Source organism: Stenotrophomonas sp. MYb238 (assembly GCF_009496535.1).
Taxonomy (GTDB): Bacteria; Pseudomonadota; Gammaproteobacteria; order Xanthomonadales; family Xanthomonadaceae; genus Stenotrophomonas.
Genome location: NZ_WIDL01000002.1, coordinates 64,611 through 82,751 on the forward strand (window position 1 = coordinate 64,611; position 18,141 = coordinate 82,751).

The following is an 18,141-nucleotide window of genomic DNA, read 5'->3' on the forward strand; positions in this document are numbered from 1 at the left end:
GTCTGCGGCGGATTTTTCTTGAACGCGGGCCATCGGCGTGCGATGCCGGAAACCGCTCCAGGCGGTTGCCCGCACGCGCGGCCGGGCGGACACCCCGGCGTTTGCCGGCATCAACGCCGTTTGTACTCACGGCAGGACGAAGTTTCCTTTACATCGGCCTTGGTAAGTTGCCCGTTCCTGCCTACCATTGCCGGTGCATCATCCGGCAAGCGCCGGACAACGAATTCAGGCATAAAACCCCAAGGAGATTGCTCATGGCCTACACCCTGCCCAAGCTGCCCTACGCATACGACGCACTCGAACCGCACATCGACGCGGCCACGATGGAAATCCATCACACCAAGCACCACCAGACCTACATCAACAACGTCAACGCCGCGCTGGAAGGCACCGAGTACGCCGACCTGCCCATCGACGACCTGGTGCGCAAGACCAAGTCGCTGCCGGAGAACCTGCAGGGCCCGGTGCGCAACAACGGCGGCGGCCACGCCAACCACTCGCTGTTCTGGACGGTGATGTCGCCCAACGGCGGCGGTGCGCCGGTCGGCGAGGTGGCCAAGGCCATCGACCGCGACCTGGGCGGCTTCGATGCGTTCAAGGACGCCTTCACCAAGGCCGCGCTGACCCGCTTCGGCTCGGGCTGGGCGTGGCTGAGCGTGACCCCCGACAAGAAGGTGGTGGTGGAAAGCTCCGCCAACCAGGACAGCCCGCTGATGGACGGCAACACCCCGGTGCTGGCGCTGGACGTGTGGGAGCACGCCTACTACCTGAAGTACCAGAACCGCCGTCCGGAATACATCGGCGCCTTCTTCAACGTGGTCGACTGGAATGAGGTCGAGCGCCGCTACCAGGCCGCCGTGGCCTGATGCCGCGAGCGCCTGCCAGGCGGCAGGCGCTGCGTTTGGATATGACGCCGGGCGGAAACGCCCGGCGTCGTCGTGTCAGGGAACCGGTTGATCCGCAGTGGGCCGCCGATCAGCCGCAGCGTCGTCATCACGCCCAGCACCAGCGGCGACGTCGTATCCGCCGCGCCCCTGGCCAGCTCCACGGCCTGCCGGGCGACGTCGGCAAAACGGCGCACCTGGTAGAGCACGTCCAGCCCGTGCCGGCGGAGGCGGAAACGCCTGGCGTCGTCGTGTCAGGGAGCCGGTTGATCCGTGGTGGGGCCGCCGATCAGCCGCAGCGTCGTCATCACGCCCAGCGTGAGCGGCGTCGAATCCGCCGCGTCCGGGGCCAGCTCCACGGCCTGCTGGGCGACGTCGGCGAAACGGCGCACCTGGTAGAGCACGTCCAGCCCGTGCCGGCGCAGGTTGCCGCCGCTGGTGCCGGTCCCCAGCGAACGCCGCGGGGAAGGATTCCGCCGCGCCGGCTGGAAACCGGGCAGCTGCCTGACCAGTTCGTCGGTGGAGGCGGCGAACTCGCCCACCACGAGCGAGGGCTGGTCGTCGTCGGTGGCGCCGATCCAGGCGAGCAGGTCCGCGGCCTGCTGTGCGCGCACGCCGTCGCCGCCGTCGGCGACGATCCGCGCGATGTAGATGTTGACCGCCTGGCGGTCCAGCCGCGCGCGCTGCATGCCGGCGGCGGTCAGCTGGCCCTGGCCGTGCAGCAGGGTGATCCCGTCCTCCAGCACGTCCAGGCCGGCCAGCACGACGCTGCCGCGGCGTAAGGGGTGGCTGGGCGGGTCGGCGGTGATGAACTCGCAGCTGTACCTGAGCCGGCTGGCCAGCCAGCACGCGGTATCGGGGGTGTCGGGCGAGCGCTGCACGTCCTGCACCACGATCACGTCCGGATGCAGGTCTGCCAGCAGGGCCAGGATGCGTTCGCGCTGCTGCTTCCACTGCGCGCCGTCCTGGGGCAGGTGCAGGCTGGCGATGCGCAGCACCGGCGTGGCGGGCGTGGCGACCGCGGCGAACGACATGGCAAGCAGCGCCAGACAGCCCCAGTGCTTCATCGCGACAACCCGTACGGACAGGCGGCCATGCTAGCGTGCGGCCCTGTCGAGGAGCCGTGCAGGCGCCGGCGGCGGGCGCGGGGGCGGCCGCTTGCGTTACGCTTGCCACCTTTGCACCTGCAGGATCGCCTTACAGATGACGAGCAACGACGTGGCAGCAGTGCCCGCCGGCAAGGGCGGGATGCCCCGCCAGATTCCCTACATCATCGGCAACGAAGCCTGCGAGCGCTTCAGCTTCTACGGGATGCGCAACATCCTGGTGCAGTTCCTGATCACCTCGCTGCTGCTGCAGGAGGTCACCGCCAGCGGCCGCGCCGGCGAGGCCAAGGACATCATGCACAGCTTCATGATCGGCGTGTACTTCTTCCCGCTGCTCGGCGGCTGGCTGGCCGACCGCTTCTTCGGCAAGTACCACACCATCCTCTGGTTCAGCCTGATCTACTGCCTGGGCCACCTGTGCCTGGCGCTGTTCGAGGACAGCCGGCAGGGCTTCTTCCTCGGCCTGGGCCTGATCGCGCTGGGCGCCGGCGGCATCAAGCCGCTGGTGGCCTCGTTCATGGGCGACCAGTTCGACCAGTCGAACAAGCACCTGGCCAAGATCGTGTTCGACGCCTTCTACTGGATCATCAACTTCGGCTCGCTGTTCGCCTCGCTGCTGATCCCGCTGGCGCTGAAGAACCTGGGCCCGCAGTGGGCCTTCGGCATCCCGGGCATCCTGATGTTCGTGGCCACCTTCGTGTTCTGGCTGGGGCGCCGGCGCTACGTGCTGGTGCCGCTGCCGCCGAAGGACCCGCATTCGTTCGCCAACGTGGTGCGCACCGCGCTGCTGGCGCGGGCGCCGGGGCAGGGCAACGCCGGCCTGCTGGTGGCGCTGGCCGGCACCGCGCTGGCGTTGTGGGCGCTGGCGCTGGCGGCGATGACCCTGGCCGGCCTGCGCGAAGGCGGGCTGGGCGTGGTGATCTACCTGTGCCTGGCGCTGGTGGCGCTGCTGGCCGGCATCGGCGGCGGCACCATGCTGCAGCTCGAACGCGCCCGCGGCGCGCATCCGGACGTCGCGGTGGAAGGCGTGCGCTCGGTGCTCAAGGTGCTGGTGATCTTCGCCCTGACCACGCCGTTCTTCTCGCTGTTCGACCAGAAGGCCTCGACCTGGGTGCTGCAGGGCCAGCAGATGGCGATGCCGACCTGGTTCACCGCCTCGCAGATGCAGGCGGTCAACCCGCTGCTGGTGATGATCCTGATCCCCTTCAACAACCTGGTGCTGTACCCGGCGCTGCGCCGCTTCGGTTTCGAGCCGACCGCGCTGCGGCGCATGACCGCCGGCATCGCCTTCAGCGGCGTGGCCTGGGTGGTGGTGGGCGGCCTGCAGGTGGTGATGGACGGCGGCAACGCCATGTCCATCTTCTGGCAGATCCTGCCGTATGCGCTGCTGACCTTCGGCGAGGTGCTGGTGTCGGCCACCGGCCTGGAGTTCGCCTACAGCCAGGCGCCGGCCTCGATGAAGGGCGTGGTGATGAGTTTCTGGAACCTGACCACCACCATCGGCAACCTGTGGGTGCTGCTGTCCAACGCGGCGGTGCGCAACCCGGTGGTGACCGAACGCATCGCCGGCACCGGGCTGAGCGAGGCGGCGTTCCTGATGTTCTTCTTCGCCGGTTTCGCCTTCGTGGCGGCGCTGGCGTTCGGCCTGTACGCGCGCCGCTACAGGATGGTCGACAACTACCGGGCAGCCTGAGCATGCAAGGACCGATAACCCTGCTGTTGATCGCCGTCACCGGCCTGGTCTCGTGGCTGGCCTTCAGCAACCGCAAGCTGGCCGACCGGCTGGTCCTGTGGCCGCCGGCCGTGGATCGCCACCGCCAGTACGACCGGCTGGTGACCTATGGCTTCATCCATGCCGATTTCGCCCACCTGCTGTTCAACATGGTCACGCTGTTCTTCTTCGGGCGGCTGATCGAGCAGATCATGCTGCGGGTGACCGGCAACTGGTGGACCTACCCGCTGTTCTACCTGTCGGCGCTGGTGGTCTCGATCCTGCCCAGCTACCTGAAGAACCAGAAGAACCCCAACTACCTGAGCCTGGGCGCGTCCGGGGCGGTGTCGGCGGTGCTGTTCGCCTTCATCCTGATCTCGCCGTGGTCGCTGATCTTCGTATTCTTCATCCCGGCCCCGGCCATCCTCTACGGCGTGTTCTATATCGGCTACAGCATCTGGATGGACAGGCGCGGCGGCGACAACGTCAACCACAGCGCGCACCTGGCCGGCGCCGCGTTCGGCGTGATGTTCATGTTGTTCATGGAGCCGCAGGTGCTGCAGGTGTTCCTGGAGCAGCTGATGAACCCGCGCTTCGGCCGCTGACCGCGGTGGCTGCTGTCAGGCCGGATAGGCCTGCAGCAGCCGCGCATGGATTTCCTCTTCGATCTTCTGGAATTCCCAGCTGGCGGTGTCGCCGGCGATGGCGAGCTGGAACAGGCCTTCCAGCAGGATCGCGTCGTGGTCGTCGGCGGGGCGCGGGCGCAGGGCGTCGAAGGGAGCGGACATGGGGCGGGGGAGTAGAAGCGTCCGGCGCTGGAGCAAGGCGCATGCCAGCTGCCGCTGTCCCTGAGACAGCGGGGGACAGGCGATGCGATGCCGGCCAATCGTGTCGCAAAGTGACGTCCGGCGGCGACGACCTTGCGCCTTTCACGTCACGCCCGCACGCGCCCGCGGCACAATGGGCGCGTCCAGCCAGGGGGAACCGCCGCATGACCCGCACCGATCCCGCGCTTCCGGATGTCGCACACGATCCGGCCGCGCATCGTTTCTCGCTCGCCGTCGATGGCCACCAGGCCGTGCTCGACTACCTGCTGCGCGACGGCGCGATGGCCATCACCCACACCGGCGTGCCCGAGGCGATCGGCGGGCGCGGCATCGCCGCGCAGCTGACCCGCGCCGCGCTGGCGCATGCGCGCCGGGCCGGCATCAAGGTGCTGCCCGAGTGCAGCTACGCGGCGGCCTTCATGCAGCGCCATGGAGAATACGCGGACCTGCTGGGATAATCCGCGCCGGAGGCGGTTCCGGGCGGAACCGCGCGATCCATCGAAAAGGAAAGGACATGAACAGGTTGGGACAGGGAGCCTGCGCGGCGGCATTGGTCGCGCTGGCGCTGGCAGGATGCAGGAAGGACGATGCGCAGGCGCCGGTGGCGGCCACCGACCAGGCGCCGGCCGTGGAGACGCCGGTGGACGGCGCGCCCGCGGCGGTGGAGTTGCAGGACGTGATCCAGACCAATGCGCGCTACGTGCTGGGCATCAGCTATCCGCCTGCGGTCAACAAGTATCCCGGCCTTGCCCAGGCCCTGTCCGACTATGCCGGCCATGCCAAGGCCGAACTGCTCAAGGCGGTGGACGAGCTCGGCAACGACACGCCGACCGCGCCGTACGAACTGTCGCTGGCCTTCGACATGGAAGTAGACACGCCCAAGGTCGTGGCGGTTTCGGCAGAGGGCAGCAGCTATACCGGCGGCGCCCACGGCCAGCCGCTGGTGGCGCGCTTCGTCTGGTTGCCGGAGAAGGAGCAGCTGCTCACCGCGCAGGCGCTGATCGATTCGCCCAAGGGCTGGCAGGCGGTCAGCGACTACACCAGCGACACGCTGCTGGCGCAGGCGATGGCGCGCGCGCAGGGCGAGGACATGACGCCCGAGGAGCAGCAGGCGCAGGTGCGCAACCTGTCCAAGATGATCGACGAGGGCACCGCGCCGGAAGCGGCCAATTTCGCCCAGTTCCAGCCGGTGATGGATGCCGCCGGCCGCATCGCCGCGCTGCGCTTCGTATTCCCGCCGTACCAGGTGGGTCCGTATTCGGACGGCACGCAGACCGTGGAGGTGCCGGCGGCCGTGCTGCTGCCGCACGTGGCGGCCGACTACCGGGAGCTGTTCGCACACCCCTGAACCGTGGAGGCCAGCGATGGAGGCAGGGCTGCAACGACGCGTCGAGGCACTGCTGCACGAGGCGGACGTCACCCCCGGCGGGGGACGGCCGCAGGACATCGACATCCTCGATCCGCGCTTCCACGCGCGGGTGCTGGCCGAAGGCTCGCTCGGCCTGGGCGAGAGCTACATGGACGGCTGGTGGCGGGCGCATTCGCTCGATACCTTCCTCACCCACCTGCTGGCGGCGCGGCTGGACGAGCGCGTGCACGGCGGCGGCGAAGTCTGGGACGCGCTCAAGGCCAGACTGTTCAACCTGCAGGCCGGGCAGGGCAGCTATGAAGTCGGCAAGCGCCACTACGACCTCGGCAACGACCTGTACCGGGCGATGCTCGGCAAGCGGCTGGTCTACAGCTGCGGTTACTGGCGCCACGCCGGCAACCTCGACGATGCGCAGGAAGCCAAGCTCGACCTGATCTGCCGCAAGCTCCGCCTGCGCCCGGGCATGCGCGTGCTGGACATCGGCTGCGGCTGGGGCGAGGCGCTGAAGTACGCGGCGCAGCGTCATGGCGTGGAAGGCGTGGGCGCGACCATCTCGCAGGAACAGGCCGAATTCGCGCGCGGGTTGTGCGCGGGCTTGCCGGTGCAGATCCGCCTGCAGGATTACCACGAACTGGACGAGCCGTTCGACGCGATCCTGTCGGTGGGCATGTTCGAGCATGTCGGCGTCAAGAACTACCGCAGCTACTTCGAGGTGGCGCGGCGCTGCCTGCGCGAGGACGGGCTGTTCCTGCTGCACAGCATCGGCGGCAATGTCAGCCGCGACCGCACCGATCCGTGGATCGCCCGCTACATCTTCCCCAACTCGATGCTGCCATCGGCCGCGCAGATCACCGCGGCGATGGAAGGCCTGTTCGTGCTGGAGGACTGGCACAACTTCGGCACCGACTACGACCGCACCCTGCAGGCGTGGCGGGCCAACGTGGAAGCGGCCTGGGACCGGCTCGACCCGCGCTACGACGAGCGCTTCCGGCGCATGTGGCGTTTCTACCTGGCCGGCTCGATGGCGAGCTTCCGCACCCGCCACGCGCAGCTGTGGCAACTGGTGCTGTCCCCGCGCGGCGTGCCGGGCGGGTATATCGCGCCGCGATAGGTCGCAGGACGCGGGAGGGCGCTGGCCGCGGCTGAGGCATCGCCTGCGCAATGTTCCCGGTGGTTTGGTTTTCCCGCCATGGATCGCGGCAATAAAAAAGCCGCCCGGGCAACCGGGCGGCTTCATGCTCGCGGCGAAGCGGAGGCTTACTTGCCTTCGGCGCCGGTCAGGCCACGCTTCTCCAGCAGCGGCTCGATCTGCGGATCGTGGCCGGCGAAGTTGCGGAACAGCTCCATCGCATCGACGCTGCCGCCGCGCGACAGCAGGGTCTTGCGGAAGTGGTCGCCGTTGGCGCGCGACAGGCCGCCGTGGTCGCGGAACCACTTCTGGGTGTTGGCGTCGAGCACTTCGGACCAGATGTAGGCGTAGTAGCCGGCCGAGTAGCCGCCCATGATGTGGCTGAAGTAGGTGGTGCGGTAGCGCGGCGGCACCGGCGCATAGTAGATGCCGTCCTTGACCAGCGCTTCATGCTCGAATTTGACCACGTCCTGCGGGGCCGGGACCTGGTCGACGCCGATCTGGTGCCAGCTCTGGTCCAGCATCGCCGCGCCGAGGTATTCGGTGGTGGCGAAGCCCTGGTTGAACTTGGACGCGGCGATCACCTTGTCCAGCAGCGCCTGCGGCATCGCCGAACCGTTCTGGTAGTGCTTGGCGTAGTTGGCCAGGATGCTCGGCTCGTCGGCCCACATCTCGTTCACCTGCGACGGGAACTCGACGAAGTCGCGCGGCACGGCGGTGCCCGAGAAATACGGGTACTTCACGTTGGAGAACATGCCGTGCAGGGCGTGGCCGAACTCGTGGAAGGTGGTGGTCACCTCGTCCCAGGTCAGCAGCGTCGGCTTGCCGGCCGGCGGCTTGGGGATGTTGAGGTGGTTGGCCACCACCGGCTTGTCGCCGGTCAGGCCCGACTGCGACACATAGGCGTTCATCCACGCGCCACCGCGCTTTGACTCGCGCGCGTACGGGTCGAAGATGAAGATCGCCAGCTGGCTGCCGTCGGCGTCGAACACGTCGTACACGACCACGTCGTCGTGGTACACCGGCAGGTCGGTGCGCTGCTTGAAGCTCAGGCCGAACTCCTTGCCGGCGGCGAAGAACACGCCGTTCTCCAGCACGTTCTTCAGTTCGAAGTAGGGCTTGAGCTGCGATTCGTCGAAGTTGTACTTGGCCTGGCGCACCTTCTCGCTGTAGAAGGCCCAGTCCCACGGCTGCAGTTCGAAGCCGGGCTTGCCGGCGGCCTTCTGCTCGGCGTCGATCATCGCCTGCAGGTCGGCGGCTTCGCGCTTGGCGTTGGCGACGGCGGCCGGGGCCAGCTGGCCGAGCATGGCGTTGACCGCTTCGGGAGTCTTGGCGGTCTGGTTGCCCAGGCCATAGGCGGCGTAGTTCGGGAAGCCCATCAGCGCGGCCTTCTGCGCGCGCAGGGTCATGATGCGCGAGACCAGCGCGGTGTTGTCGTACTCGCCGCCCTTGCTGCCGCGCGACACCGAGGCTTCGTAGATCTTCTGGCGCAGCTCGCGGTTGGTCAGATTGGTCAGCGCCGGCTGGCCGGTGGTGTTGAGCAGGGCGATGACGTACTTGCCGTCCAGCTTGCGGGCCTTGGCGGCCTCGGCAGCGGCGGCGATCTGCTCGGCCGACAGGCCGTCCAGCTGCTTGGCGTCGTCGACTACGATGTACGACGCATTGACCTCGGCCAGCACGTTCTGGCTGAACTTGGTGCCCAGGTTGGCCAGCTCGGCGTTCATTTCCTTGAGCTTGGCCTTGTCCGCGTCGGACAGCTTGGCGCCGGCGCGCACGAAGTTGTCGTGGTACTTCTCGACCAGGCGCAGGCCCTCGGCGTCCAGGCCCAGCTTGGCGCGGTTGTTGTAGAGCGTCTGGATGCGCGAGAACAGCTTGCCGTTGAGGTTGATGGCGTCGCTGTGCGCGGCGAACTTCGCCGAGTACTCGGCCTGCAGCTTCTTGCGCGCGTCGTTGGTGTCCGCGCCGATCAGCGAGAAGAACACGGTGGTGGCGCGGTCGAGGATGGCGCCGCTGTTCTCCAGCGCGATCAGGGTGTTGTCGAAGGTCGGGGCCGCCGGGTTGTTGGCGATAGCCTCCACTTCCTTGAGCTGCTGCGCCATGCCGGCGTCGAAGGCCGGCGCGAAATCGGCGTCCTTGATCCTGTCGAACTGCGGGTAGTGCAGCGGCAGCGGACTCTCGGCGAAGAACGGATTGGCCTGCTGGGCGGCTTGGCCGGCGGCGGCGTTCGCGGTCAGGCTGTAGGCCGGCAGGGCGACGCCCAGGGACACGGCGAGGGCGAGAGCAAGGCGGGTGTTCAAGTCGGAAACTCCGGAAATACTGAACCGGCAGGGTAACCCGGGGGCGGCGGCGGGCGGGTGTGTCGAATGGCAGGGTTGCGGCGTCACGCCAGCTGTTGCAAACCCTTGCCGGCGATGGCGTACGCTGGGGTTCCCGCCTGGAGCCCGCCGTGACCGTCGCCACCGATTTCGAGCTGACCGCGCTGGACGGCACGCCGCTGCCGCTGGCCGCCCATGCCGGCAAGGTGCTGCTGGTGGTGAACACCGCCTCGCGCTGCGGCTTCACCGCGCAGTACGCCGGGCTGGAGCGGCTGTGGCGCCAGTACGCGGCGCGCGGCCTGGTGGTGATCGGCTGCCCCTGCGACCAGTTCGGCCACCAGGAGCCGGGCGAGGAGGCGGCGATCCAGGCGTTCTGCCGGCTGGATTACGGCGTCAGTTTCCCGATGTCGGCCAAGCTGCGGGTCAACGGCGCCGACGCGCATCCGCTGTGGCGCTGGCTGCAGCGCGAGAAGCGCGGCGCGCTGGGCATCGCCGCGATCAAGTGGAATTTCAGCAAGTTCCTGGTCGGCCGCGACGGCCGGGTGATCGCCCGCTACGCGCCGACCGCGCGCCCGGAATCGCTGGAAGACGACATCCGGGCGGCGCTGGGCTGAGTCAGGCCACCAGTTCCAGCCGACGGACGTTCTTCAGGTCGACATGTTGGCGGGCCACCCACAGATCGTGGGCATCCTGCATCGCCAGCCAGCTTTCCGGGCTGCGGCCCAAGGCCTTGGACAGGCGCAGCGCCATTTCCGGGCTGATCCGGCTGCTGCCGTTGAGCACGCGGCTGAGCGTGGAGGCCGCGACCCCCAGCTTCTCGGCCAATTCGCGGCCGCTGATGTCGTTGGGTTCAAGGTAGACGCCGGTGATGAACTCACCGGGATGCGGGGGATTGTGCATGTTCATCAGTGGCAGTCCTCATGGTCCAGCACATAGGCATTGCCGTCCTTGAACTCGAAGGTGATGCGCCAGTTGCCGTTGACGGCAATGGACCAGCGCCCTTTCGTTCCACCTTTCAGCGAGTGCAGGCGGAACCCGGGGACGTCCATGTCCTCGATGGTCTGTGCGGTATCGAGTGCGATCAACTGGAGGCGCAGACGCTTTCCGTGGCTGGCCTGCACGCCTGCGGTGTTCCCTGTCTCGAACAGACGGCGCAGTCCCTTGTGCCGGAACGATTTGATCATGCGGCCGAGCATAGCATGTTGCGCATTGCGCAACATGCTGGCGACAGGGATTCAATGGATGAATCCCCTGCAGGCCTATTTTTCGACGAAGGCGCGCTCGAACACGTAATGCCCCGGCGAGCCGATGCGCGGGGATACCTCGAAACCGCGCGCGTCCAGCACGGCGCGCAGGTCGGCCAGCATCTGCGGGCTGCCGCAGATCATGAAACGGTCGTTGGCCGGGTCGAACGGTGGCAGGCCGAGGGTCTCCGGCATCTGTCCGGTTTCCATCAGCGTGGTCAGGCGGCCGTGGTTGCGGAACGGTTCGCGGGTGACGGCCGGGTAGTACAGCAGCTTGTCGCGGACGATGTCGCCGAGGATCTCGTCCTCGAACAGGCCTTTCTCGAAATAGTCGCGGTAGGCCAGGTCCTGCTCGAAGCGCACGCCGTGGCAGACGATGACCTTCTCGAAACGCTCGTAGGTCTCCGGGTCCTTGACGATGCTCAGCCACGGCGCCAGGCCGGTGCCGGTGCCAAGCAGGTAGAGATGCTTGCCCGGATGCAGGTCGCTGATCAGCAGGGTGCCGGTGGGCTTCTTGCCGATCAGGATCGTATCGCCGACCTTCAGGTGCTGCAGGCGCGAAGTGAGCGGACCGTCCTGCACCTTGATGCTGAAGAAGTGCAGCTGCTCTTCCCAGTTGGCGCTGGCGATGGAATAGGCGCGCATCAACGGGCGGGCGCCCTCGTTTTCCAGCCCGATCATCACGAACTGGCCGTTCTCGAAGCGGAAACCATTGTCGCGGGTGGTGGAGAAACTGAAGTAGGCGTCCGTCCAGTGGCGGACTTCGAGCACCGTTTCGGTGCCAAAAGCGGAAGACATGCGGCGGTTCGTGTGGGGATCGACCCGCGCATTCTAGCCGATATTTGCCAAATGAGATTGAATCTCATCTTTAGGATGGCCGTCAGCGGTAGCCGGCCGCCTGCAGTTCGAACAGCTCGGCGTAGCGCCCGCCCTGGGCGATCAGTTCGGCGTGGGTACCGCTGGCCTCGATGCGGCCGTCGGCCAGTACCAGGATGCGGTCGGCCATGCGCACCGAGGAGAAGCGGTGCGAGATCAGCACGGCGGTGCGCTGGTCGGACAGTTCCTTGAAGCGCTGGAACACCTCGAACTCGGCGCGCGCGTCCAGCGCGGCGGTGGGCTCGTCGAGGATCATCACCTGCGCGTCGCGCATGTAGGCGCGGGCGATGGCGATCTTCTGCCATTGCCCGCCGGACAGGTCCACGCCACTCTTGAAGCGGCGCCCGATCAGCTGCGCGTAGCCGCCGGGCAGGCTTTCGATCACCTCGTCGGCCAGCGCGCGGCGCGCGGCGTCGCGGATGCGCGGCTCGTCGTCCAGCGCCTCGACCAGGCCGACGCCGATGTTCTCGCCGGCCGACAGGTGGTAGCGCACGAAGTCCTGGAAGATCACGCCCATGTTGGCGCGCAGGTCGTCCAGGTCGTAGTCGCGCAGGTCGCGGCCGTCGAGCAGGATGCGGCCTTCGTCGGGGTCGTAGAGTCGCGCCAGCAGCTTGACCAGGGTGGTCTTGCCGGCGCCGTTCTCGCCGACCAGGGCGATCACCTCGCCGGCGCGCAACCGGAAGTCGAGATGGCGCACGGCCCAGCGCTCGGCGTCGGGATAGCGGAAGCCGACGTTCTCGAACACGAAGCCCTCGCGGATCGGCCGTGGCACCGGCAGCGCGTCCGCACGCGAGCGGATCTCCGGCTCGATGGCGAAGAACGAGAACAGGTCGTCCAGGTACAACGCCTGCCCGGCGACCTGGGAGAAGCCGGTGAGCAGGCCTTCCAGCAATTGACGCAGGCGCAGGAAGCTGCCGGACAGGAAGGTCAGGTCGCCGATGCTGAAATCGCCGCGGATCGTGCGCCAGGCGATGTAGGCGTAGGCGGCGTAGTAGCCCAGCGTGCCCAGCGCCGCCAGCAGGGTGCCCCAGAAGGCGCGCTTGCGCGCCAGCGTGCGGTTGGCGCGGTAGAAGCGTTCGGCCAGCAGCCTGTAGCGGTCGATCAGGAAACGGTGGAGGTTGAAGATCTTCACCTCCTTGGCGGTCTCCACGCTGGCGCCGACCTGGCGCAGGTAGTCGAGCTGGCGCCGTTCCGGGGTCCAGCTGTAGTTGAGCGAGTAGCCCAGCGTGTTGAAGTGCGATTCGCCGAGGAAGGCCGGCACCAGCGCCACCGCCAGCAGCGCGATCAGCCAAGGCGCGTAGGCGACCAGGCCGGCGGCGAAACTGATCACGGTGACCACGTCCTGCGCCTGGCCGAGCAGCTGGCTCATCAGGTTCATGCGGCCCATGGTCTGGCGCCGGGCGCGGTCGAGCTTGTCCTGCAGTTCCGGGTCCTCGAAGTCCTCCAAGTCCAGTTCGGCGGCGTGCTCCATCAGGCGCACGCTGGTGGCGTTGGTGAACAGTTCGGACAACAGGGTGTCGGCGTAATTGACCAGCCGCCCCAGCAGGTCCGAACCGATGGCGATGCCCAGTTCCAGCGCCAGCAGTTCCAGCAGCATGTCGAGGTGGCCGCTGGCCAGCGCCTCGCCCAGCGGCGGCATGGCGCCGGCCCCGGCCAGGCGCACGGCCTCGTCGATGATCAGCTTGCCCACGTACAGCATCGCCACCGGCAGCAGCGCGCGCACCAGGCGCAGGCACAGGCTGGTCAGGGTCAGGGCGGGGCTGGTCTGCCATATCTGCCGCAGGAACGGCGGCAGGTTGCGCATGGCGTTCATGCGCTCGCGGAAGCTGGGACGCTTGCCGGCGGTGGAGGCGGGAGCGGACGACGCGTGCGGCATGCGGGACTCGGACGGCGGGGCAGGGGCAGATTACCGCGTGTGCGCGGGGTCAGCCGTTCCCGTCCAGATCGATGTCGCCCATCCGCGGCGCGTCCTCGCCCTCGGGATTGTCGCGCACGGCACGGCCGCGCGGGCCGAACGAGCGCTCTCCGCCGTCGACGTTGAGGTGGTTGCGTACGCCGCGTACGCCTTCGATGGCGGCCACCTGCGCTTGCACCTGTTGCTTCGTCTCCGCGTCCGGCACGTCGCCGGACAGGGTGACGTGGCCGTCCTGGACCTGCACCAGCACCTGCGAGGACCGGCCCTGCGCACCCAGTGTGCGCACCACATCGTCGCCGATCAGCGTGTCCGAACGTTCCGCGGCCATGGCCGTCTCCTGCGGGAAGGAAGTGCCACCATGGCGCAGGCGCCGTGAGCGCCTTGTCACCTCAGCGGCGCGGACCTTCCGGCGGCGGCGGGTCGGAGGACTGCAGCGCCACCGGCAGGTGCCAGCCATAGTGCATGGCCATCATGCGCAGCCCGAAGCACAGCGCGGCACCGGCCAGCGCGCAGGGCAGGGCGGGCAACCCCAGCCAGTGGCCGAGCGCCACCACCGCCGCACCGGCCAGCGCCGCCACCGCGTACAACTCGGCCTGCAGCACCAGCGGCACCTGCGCCAGCAGCACGTCGCGGGCGATGCCGCCGCCGATGCCGGTGAGCATGCCCAGCGCGGCGGCCATCGGCGGGGCGATGCCGAAGGCCAGCGCCTTCTGGGTGCCGGCCACGGCGAACAGCGCCAGGCCCATCGCGTCGAACATGCGCACCGGGTACTGCAGGCGTTCGATCAGCGGCGCCCAGAAGAAGGTGACCACGCCGGCCAGCAGGGTGATGGCCGGATAGCGCCAGTCGCCGATCGCCGCCACCGGGGTGGCGCCGATCAGCAGGTCGCGGGTGATGCCGCCGGCCAGCGCGGCAGCGAAGGACAGCACCAGCACGCCGAAGATGTCCAGCCGCCGGCGCACGCCCATCGTCGCGCCGGACAGCGCGAAGACGAAGGTGCCGATGAGGTCGAGGATCAGTACCAGGGTTCCCATGCGGCCGTATTGTGCGGCCTGCCGCCGGCGGCGGCCATCGGAACGGGCCGATGGCCGCGCCGTTCCTCCTTGTCGCAGGCGGTGCTGGCCGGGTCAGGGCAGCGGCGGCAGCAGGCCGGCGCCGAGGCGGTTCCAGGCATTGATCACCGCCACAGCCATGCTCAGGTCGCTGATGCCTTTCTCGTCGAAATGCGGCGCCAGCGCGTCGAACGCGGCCTGCGGTGGCGCGCCGTCGGGCAGGCGGGTCAGGGCTTCGGCCCAGCCCAGCGCGGCCCGCTCGCGTTCGTCGAAGAAGCGGCTTTCGTGCCAAGCCGGCAAGGTGTCCAGCTTGCGCGGTTCGATCCCGGCCTTGCGCAGCGAGGTGGCATGCATGTCCATGCAGTAGCCGCAGCCGTTGATCTGCGAGACGCGCAGGAACACCAGCTCCAGCAGGTCATGCTCCAGCGACGCCGAATGCACGGCCTGGCTGGTCGCCAGCAAGCCCTTGAACGCATCGGCGGCCAGGCGGGTGTAGGGGACGCGGGGAGAAGAAGTGCTGCTCATCGGGGATACTCCAGTTGGCGGCCGCAGCGGCCGTCTTCATTGCAGGGACGCGCCCGCGTCGTCGGCCGTGACAAGGGCGCGCAGCTTGTGCGGATTGAGCACGCTGTAGATGCGCGCGATGCGGTCGCCATCGACCACGACGGTGGTGACCGAATGCAGGTGGTCGCCATCGAAGCGCAGGATCGCCGGTTCGCCGTTGACGCTGCCCAGCCGCGCCGGATGGGCGCCGCCGCGGCGCGCGATCGCCCAGAACAGCAGGCCGATGCGTTCGGCGCCTAGCAGCGGCCGGATCGCTGCGGTGACCACGCCGCCGCCATCGGAAATCAGCTGCGCGTTGGCGTGCAGCAATGCCTGGATGGCTGCGCTGTCGCCCTGCTGTGATGCCTCCATGAACCGGGCCAGCAGCCGCCGGTGCTGGCCGGCATCGGCGGAAAAGCGCGGCCTTCCCTCTTGCAGGCGCCTGCGCGCGCGGTGCACCAGCTGGCGGCAGTTGGCTTCGCTGTGGCCGAGCAGGCCAGCGATGAGCGCGTAGTCGTGGTCGAAGGCCTCCTTGAGCAGGAAGGCGGCGCGTTCCTCCGGGCCGAGCTGTTCGAGCAGAGCCAGGAAGGCCAGCGAGATGTCCTCGGCCAGTACATGGACCTGCGCGGGGTCCGGCACAGGCGGAAGATCCGCGGCGATGTGCAGCGGCTCCGGCAGCCAGGGCCCCACGTAGTCCAGGCGCTGGCGGGTGGCCGCGCGCAGCCGGTCCAGCCCGAGCCGGGTGGTGGCGGTGACCAGCCAGGCCTCCGGATCGGCGATGGCCGCGGTGTCGGCGCCGGCCCAGCGCAGCCAGGCGTCCTGGACCACGTCCTCGGCGTCGGCGCGGCTGCCGAGCAGGCGGTAGGCCAGCGCCAGCAGGCGCGGGCGGTGGTGCTGGAAGGTGTCGGTCATGTCCATGCGGGGAGGACGCGGCAGCGCGTGCCGGCGTGACAACGGGAAGCCGTTACTTTGCCCCAGCGGCAGGCCGGCCGCGGACAATGCGTTACAGCGCGGTCATGGACGGCAGGGCGGACAGGAAACCGCCGGGAGCGGTTTCCAACATCGCGCAGCGATGGCCCGCAGAGGGCGCCCGCCATGGATGGCAGGGCGTAAAATGCCCGGCTCAACCCCCGCCAGCCTCGAGCAAGCCGTGACATCGATCAAGCAGGAAGACCTCATCCAGTCCATCGCCGACGCGCTGCAGTACATCTCGTACTACCACCCGGTCGACTACATCAAGAACCTCGCCGCCGCCTACGAGCGCGAGGAGTCGCCGGCCGCGAAGGAAGCGATGGCGCAGATCCTGATCAACTCGCGCATGTGCGCCGAGGGCCATCGCCCGATCTGCCAGGACACCGGCATCGTCACCGTGTTCCTCGAGATCGGCATGAACGTGCGCTGGGACGACGCCACCATGGGCGTGGAGGACATGGCCAACGAGGGCATCCGCCGCGCCTACGCCTACCCGGACAACAAGCTGCGCGCCTCGGTGCTGGCCGATCCGGCCGGCAAGCGCACCAATACGAAGGACAACACCCCGGGCGTGGTCAACGTGAAGGTGGTGCCGGGCGACACCGTCGAGGTGATCGTCGCCGCCAAGGGCGGCGGCTCGGAAGCCAAGAGCAAGTTCGCCATGCTCAACCCGTCCGACTCGATCGTCGACTGGGTGCTCAAGACTGTGCCGACCATGGGCGCCGGCTGGTGCCCGCCGGGCATGCTCGGCATCGGCATCGGCGGCACCGCCGAGAAGGCGATGCTGCTGGCCAAGGAAGCGCTGATGGAGCCGATCGACATCAACGACCTCAAGGCCCGCGGCGCCTCCAACCGCGCCGAGGAACTGCGCCTGGAGCTGTACGACAAGGTCAACGCGCTGGGCATCGGCGCGCAGGGCCTGGGCGGCTTGACCACGGTGCTGGACATCAAGGTCAAGGACTACCCGACCCACGCCGCCAACCTGCCGGTGGCGATGATCCCCAACTGCGCCGCTACCCGCCACGCGCACTTCACCCTGGATGGCAGCGGCCCGGTGATGCTGGACCCGCCGTCGCTGGAGGACTGGCCGCAGATCACCTACGACGCCTCCAAGGGCACCCGCGTCGACCTGGACACCATCACCCCGGAAGAAGTCGCCAGCTGGAAGCCGGGCCAGACCCTGCTGCTCAACGGCAAGCTGCTGACCGGCCGCGACGCCGCGCACAAGCGCATGGTCGACATGCTCAACAAGGGCGAGCCGCTGCCGGTCGACCTGAAGGGTCGCTTCATCTACTACGTGGGCCCGGTCGATCCGGTGCGCGACGAGGTGGTGGGCCCGGCCGGCCCGACCACCGCCACCCGCATGGACAAGTTCACCCGCCAGATCCTGGAACAGACCGGCCTGCTGGGCATGGTCGGCAAGGCCGAGCGCGGCCCGGCGGCGATCGAGGCCATCCGCGACAACAAGTCGGCCTACCTGATGGCGGTGGGCGGCTCGGCCTACCTGGTGTCCAAGGCGATCAAGGCCTCCAAGGTGGTCGGCTTCGCCGACCTGGGCATGGAGGCGATCTACGAGTTCACCGTGCAGGACATGCCGGTGACCGTGGCGGTGGATTCCACCGGCGAGTCGGTGCACAGGACCGGCCCGCGCGAATGGCAGGCCCGCATCGGCAAGATTCCGGTGGTCGTGGAATAAGACGCCGCCGCCAGGGTGGCAGCGAAGCAGCCCGGGCGTATGCTCGGGCTGTTCCCATTTGGGGTTGTGGACATGCGTACAGGGCTGTGGGCGGGTCTGGTCGGCGTATCGCTGCTGCTGGCGGCATGCTCCGGCGCCGGGGGCTGGCGCGATGCGCCACGCGACGATCCCGCCGCCTGCGTGAGCTATTGCCAGAAGGCCTATGACCTCTGCAGCGCCAATCCGCGCAGCTATGGCGATTGCGGCGAGGCGAACCGCAACAACCAGTGCGACAGGATCACCAACCCCGAGCTGCGCGGAGCCTGCCAGACCTCGCAGGCGTTCTGCCAGAACCGCTCGGCGGCCGCGGTCTGCGGCGAGAGGTTGAACAGCTGCATGTCCAGCTGCAACTGAGGCGCCTTCGCCGGGCGAACGCCCGCCGCGGGCCCATGGCGCGGTCCGGCCGGGCAATGCGGCAGCCGCTCCAGCGCTAAGATGTGGCACCGCCTGCGAGGGAGAGCCC

General features: G+C 68.4%; 21 protein-coding genes. 9 read left to right on the forward strand and 12 right to left on the reverse strand.

The window, feature by feature from the left end:
* Positions 1–254 precede the first annotated feature (254 nt).
* On the forward strand, positions 255–866 hold the full coding sequence (locus CQ393_RS01680; RefSeq protein WP_153189902.1) for a superoxide dismutase: 612 nt from the start codon (positions 255–257) through the stop codon (positions 864–866).
* Here the strand turns inward: CQ393_RS01680 and CQ393_RS01685 are convergent.
* Together CQ393_RS01685 and CQ393_RS01690 are read right to left on the reverse strand one after the other, a co-directional pair.
* Positions 845–1,093, reverse strand: a complete 249-nt coding sequence (locus CQ393_RS01685; RefSeq protein WP_153189903.1) for a hypothetical protein — start codon at positions 1,091–1,093, stop codon at positions 845–847. The two genes, CQ393_RS01680 and CQ393_RS01685, sit on opposite strands and share 22 nt — an antisense overlap.
* A gap of 45 nt (positions 1,094–1,138) precedes the next feature.
* Positions 1,139–1,951 carry an endonuclease/exonuclease/phosphatase family protein gene (locus CQ393_RS01690; protein ID WP_153189904.1) on the reverse strand — a complete coding sequence of 271 codons (813 nt, stop codon included), beginning with the start codon at positions 1,949–1,951 and terminating at the stop codon, positions 1,139–1,141.
* 136 nt (positions 1,952–2,087) lie between these two features.
* Between CQ393_RS01690 and CQ393_RS01695 the strand changes: the two genes are divergently transcribed.
* Positions 2,088–3,683 (forward strand): oligopeptide:H+ symporter, encoded by a 1,596-nt coding sequence (locus CQ393_RS01695; RefSeq protein WP_153189905.1) that lies wholly within the window; start codon positions 2,088–2,090, stop codon positions 3,681–3,683.
* A 2-nt stretch (positions 3,684–3,685) separates the two neighbouring features.
* Positions 3,686–4,306: a rhomboid family intramembrane serine protease gene (locus CQ393_RS01700; protein WP_153189906.1), complete on the forward strand. Its 621-nt coding sequence runs from the start codon at positions 3,686–3,688 to the stop codon at positions 4,304–4,306.
* A gap of 15 nt (positions 4,307–4,321) precedes the next feature.
* Here CQ393_RS01700 and CQ393_RS17995 read toward each other — a convergent pair whose 3' ends face one another.
* The gene (locus CQ393_RS17995; protein WP_194269547.1) at positions 4,322–4,489 is read right to left on the reverse strand and encodes a hypothetical protein; all 168 of its coding nucleotides are present in this window, start codon (positions 4,487–4,489) and stop codon (positions 4,322–4,324) included.
* Positions 4,490–4,692: 203 nt separating this feature from the next.
* Here CQ393_RS17995 and CQ393_RS01705 point away from each other — a divergent pair, with 203 nt between their 5' ends.
* The 3 genes from CQ393_RS01705 to cfa are packed head-to-tail and all read left to right on the forward strand — an operon-like array spanning position 4,693 to position 7,008.
* Positions 4,693–4,986, forward strand: coding sequence for a GNAT family N-acetyltransferase (locus CQ393_RS01705; RefSeq protein ID WP_153189907.1), 294 nt, complete (start codon positions 4,693–4,695; stop codon positions 4,984–4,986).
* A 56-nt stretch (positions 4,987–5,042) separates the two neighbouring features.
* Complete coding sequence (locus CQ393_RS01710) at positions 5,043–5,876, forward strand: DUF3298 and DUF4163 domain-containing protein (protein ID WP_153189908.1); 834 nt, start codon at positions 5,043–5,045, stop codon at positions 5,874–5,876.
* Positions 5,877–5,892: 16 nt separating this feature from the next.
* Positions 5,893–7,008 (forward strand): cyclopropane fatty acyl phospholipid synthase, encoded by a 1,116-nt coding sequence (cfa, locus tag CQ393_RS01715; protein WP_153189909.1) that lies wholly within the window; start codon positions 5,893–5,895, stop codon positions 7,006–7,008.
* 146 nt (positions 7,009–7,154) lie between these two features.
* Here the strand turns inward: cfa and CQ393_RS01720 are convergent, their stop codons facing one another.
* Positions 7,155–9,323 (reverse strand): M3 family metallopeptidase, encoded by a 2,169-nt coding sequence (locus tag CQ393_RS01720; protein ID WP_153189910.1) that lies wholly within the window; start codon positions 9,321–9,323, stop codon positions 7,155–7,157.
* A gap of 173 nt (positions 9,324–9,496) precedes the next feature.
* Between CQ393_RS01720 and CQ393_RS01725 the strand changes: the two genes are divergently transcribed.
* Entirely contained in the window at positions 9,497–9,955 is a 459-nt protein-coding gene (locus CQ393_RS01725; RefSeq protein ID WP_153190080.1) for a glutathione peroxidase, read from the forward strand.
* 1 nt (position 9,956) lies between these two features.
* Here CQ393_RS01725 and CQ393_RS01730 read toward each other — a convergent pair whose 3' ends face one another.
* From CQ393_RS01730 to sigJ, 8 genes are all read right to left on the reverse strand, one after another.
* Positions 9,957–10,247: a HigA family addiction module antitoxin gene (locus tag CQ393_RS01730; protein ID WP_153189911.1), complete on the reverse strand. Its 291-nt coding sequence runs from the start codon at positions 10,245–10,247 to the stop codon at positions 9,957–9,959.
* A complete protein-coding gene (locus tag CQ393_RS01735; protein WP_153189912.1) occupies positions 10,247–10,525 on the reverse strand; it encodes a type II toxin-antitoxin system RelE/ParE family toxin in 279 nt (92 codons plus the stop codon). Before CQ393_RS01735 ends, CQ393_RS01730 begins: the two co-directional genes overlap by 1 nt.
* A 75-nt stretch (positions 10,526–10,600) precedes the next feature.
* Positions 10,601–11,383: a ferredoxin--NADP reductase gene (locus CQ393_RS01740; RefSeq protein ID WP_153189913.1), complete on the reverse strand. Its 783-nt coding sequence runs from the start codon at positions 11,381–11,383 to the stop codon at positions 10,601–10,603.
* A gap of 82 nt (positions 11,384–11,465) precedes the next feature.
* A complete protein-coding gene (locus tag CQ393_RS01745; RefSeq protein WP_153189914.1) occupies positions 11,466–13,337 on the reverse strand; it encodes an ABC transporter ATP-binding protein in 1,872 nt (623 codons plus the stop codon).
* A gap of 49 nt (positions 13,338–13,386) precedes the next feature.
* Positions 13,387–13,704, reverse strand: coding sequence for a BON domain-containing protein (locus tag CQ393_RS01750; protein ID WP_194269548.1), 318 nt, complete (start codon positions 13,702–13,704; stop codon positions 13,387–13,389).
* 61 nt (positions 13,705–13,765) lie between these two features.
* Positions 13,766–14,410 carry a trimeric intracellular cation channel family protein gene (locus tag CQ393_RS01755; protein ID WP_153189916.1) on the reverse strand — a complete coding sequence of 215 codons (645 nt, stop codon included), beginning with the start codon at positions 14,408–14,410 and terminating at the stop codon, positions 13,766–13,768.
* Between the two features lie 93 nt (positions 14,411–14,503).
* Positions 14,504–14,953 carry a carboxymuconolactone decarboxylase family protein gene (locus CQ393_RS01760; RefSeq protein ID WP_153189917.1) on the reverse strand — a complete coding sequence of 150 codons (450 nt, stop codon included), beginning with the start codon at positions 14,951–14,953 and terminating at the stop codon, positions 14,504–14,506.
* A gap of 36 nt (positions 14,954–14,989) precedes the next feature.
* A complete protein-coding gene (gene sigJ, locus CQ393_RS01765) occupies positions 14,990–15,889 on the reverse strand; it encodes an RNA polymerase sigma factor SigJ (protein WP_153189918.1) in 900 nt (299 codons plus the stop codon).
* 232 nt (positions 15,890–16,121) lie between these two features.
* On the opposite strand from sigJ, the gene CQ393_RS01770 reads away from it, so the two are divergent.
* Together CQ393_RS01770 and CQ393_RS01775 are read left to right on the forward strand one after the other, a co-directional pair.
* On the forward strand, positions 16,122–17,639 hold the full coding sequence (locus CQ393_RS01770; RefSeq protein ID WP_343199451.1) for a fumarate hydratase: 1,518 nt from the start codon (positions 16,122–16,124) through the stop codon (positions 17,637–17,639).
* A gap of 72 nt (positions 17,640–17,711) precedes the next feature.
* Positions 17,712–18,032 (forward strand): hypothetical protein, encoded by a 321-nt coding sequence (locus CQ393_RS01775; RefSeq protein WP_153189920.1) that lies wholly within the window; start codon positions 17,712–17,714, stop codon positions 18,030–18,032.
* Positions 18,033–18,141: the final 109 nt, after the last annotated feature.

Bases quoted from the DNA above. Each gene is read 5' to 3' on its own strand.
- CQ393_RS01680 (WP_153189902.1), top strand. From the start codon at position 255: ATGGCCTACACCCTGCCCAAGCTGCCCTACGCATACGACGCACTCGAA.
- CQ393_RS01690 (WP_153189904.1), bottom strand. From the start codon at position 1,951: ATGAAGCACTGGGGCTGTCTGGCGCTGCTTGCCATGTCGTTCGCCGCG.
- CQ393_RS01695 (WP_153189905.1), top strand. From the start codon at position 2,088: ATGACGAGCAACGACGTGGCAGCAGTGCCCGCCGGCAAGGGCGGGATG.
- CQ393_RS01700 (WP_153189906.1), top strand. From the start codon at position 3,686: ATGCAAGGACCGATAACCCTGCTGTTGATCGCCGTCACCGGCCTGGTC.
- CQ393_RS17995 (WP_194269547.1), bottom strand. From the start codon at position 4,489: ATGTCCGCTCCCTTCGACGCCCTGCGCCCGCGCCCCGCCGACGACCAC.
- CQ393_RS01705 (WP_153189907.1), top strand. From the start codon at position 4,693: ATGACCCGCACCGATCCCGCGCTTCCGGATGTCGCACACGATCCGGCC.
- CQ393_RS01710 (WP_153189908.1), top strand. From the start codon at position 5,043: ATGAACAGGTTGGGACAGGGAGCCTGCGCGGCGGCATTGGTCGCGCTG.
- cfa (WP_153189909.1), top strand. From the start codon at position 5,893: ATGGAGGCAGGGCTGCAACGACGCGTCGAGGCACTGCTGCACGAGGCG.
- CQ393_RS01730 (WP_153189911.1), bottom strand. From the start codon at position 10,247: ATGAACATGCACAATCCCCCGCATCCCGGTGAGTTCATCACCGGCGTC.
- CQ393_RS01735 (WP_153189912.1), bottom strand. From the start codon at position 10,525: ATGATCAAATCGTTCCGGCACAAGGGACTGCGCCGTCTGTTCGAGACA.
- CQ393_RS01740 (WP_153189913.1), bottom strand. From the start codon at position 11,383: ATGTCTTCCGCTTTTGGCACCGAAACGGTGCTCGAAGTCCGCCACTGG.
- CQ393_RS01745 (WP_153189914.1), bottom strand. From the start codon at position 13,337: ATGCCGCACGCGTCGTCCGCTCCCGCCTCCACCGCCGGCAAGCGTCCC.
- CQ393_RS01750 (WP_194269548.1), bottom strand. From the start codon at position 13,704: ATGGCCGCGGAACGTTCGGACACGCTGATCGGCGACGATGTGGTGCGC.
- CQ393_RS01755 (WP_153189916.1), bottom strand. From the start codon at position 14,410: ATGGGAACCCTGGTACTGATCCTCGACCTCATCGGCACCTTCGTCTTC.
- CQ393_RS01760 (WP_153189917.1), bottom strand. From the start codon at position 14,953: ATGAGCAGCACTTCTTCTCCCCGCGTCCCCTACACCCGCCTGGCCGCC.
- sigJ (WP_153189918.1), bottom strand. From the start codon at position 15,889: ATGGACATGACCGACACCTTCCAGCACCACCGCCCGCGCCTGCTGGCG.
- CQ393_RS01775 (WP_153189920.1), top strand. From the start codon at position 17,712: ATGCGTACAGGGCTGTGGGCGGGTCTGGTCGGCGTATCGCTGCTGCTG.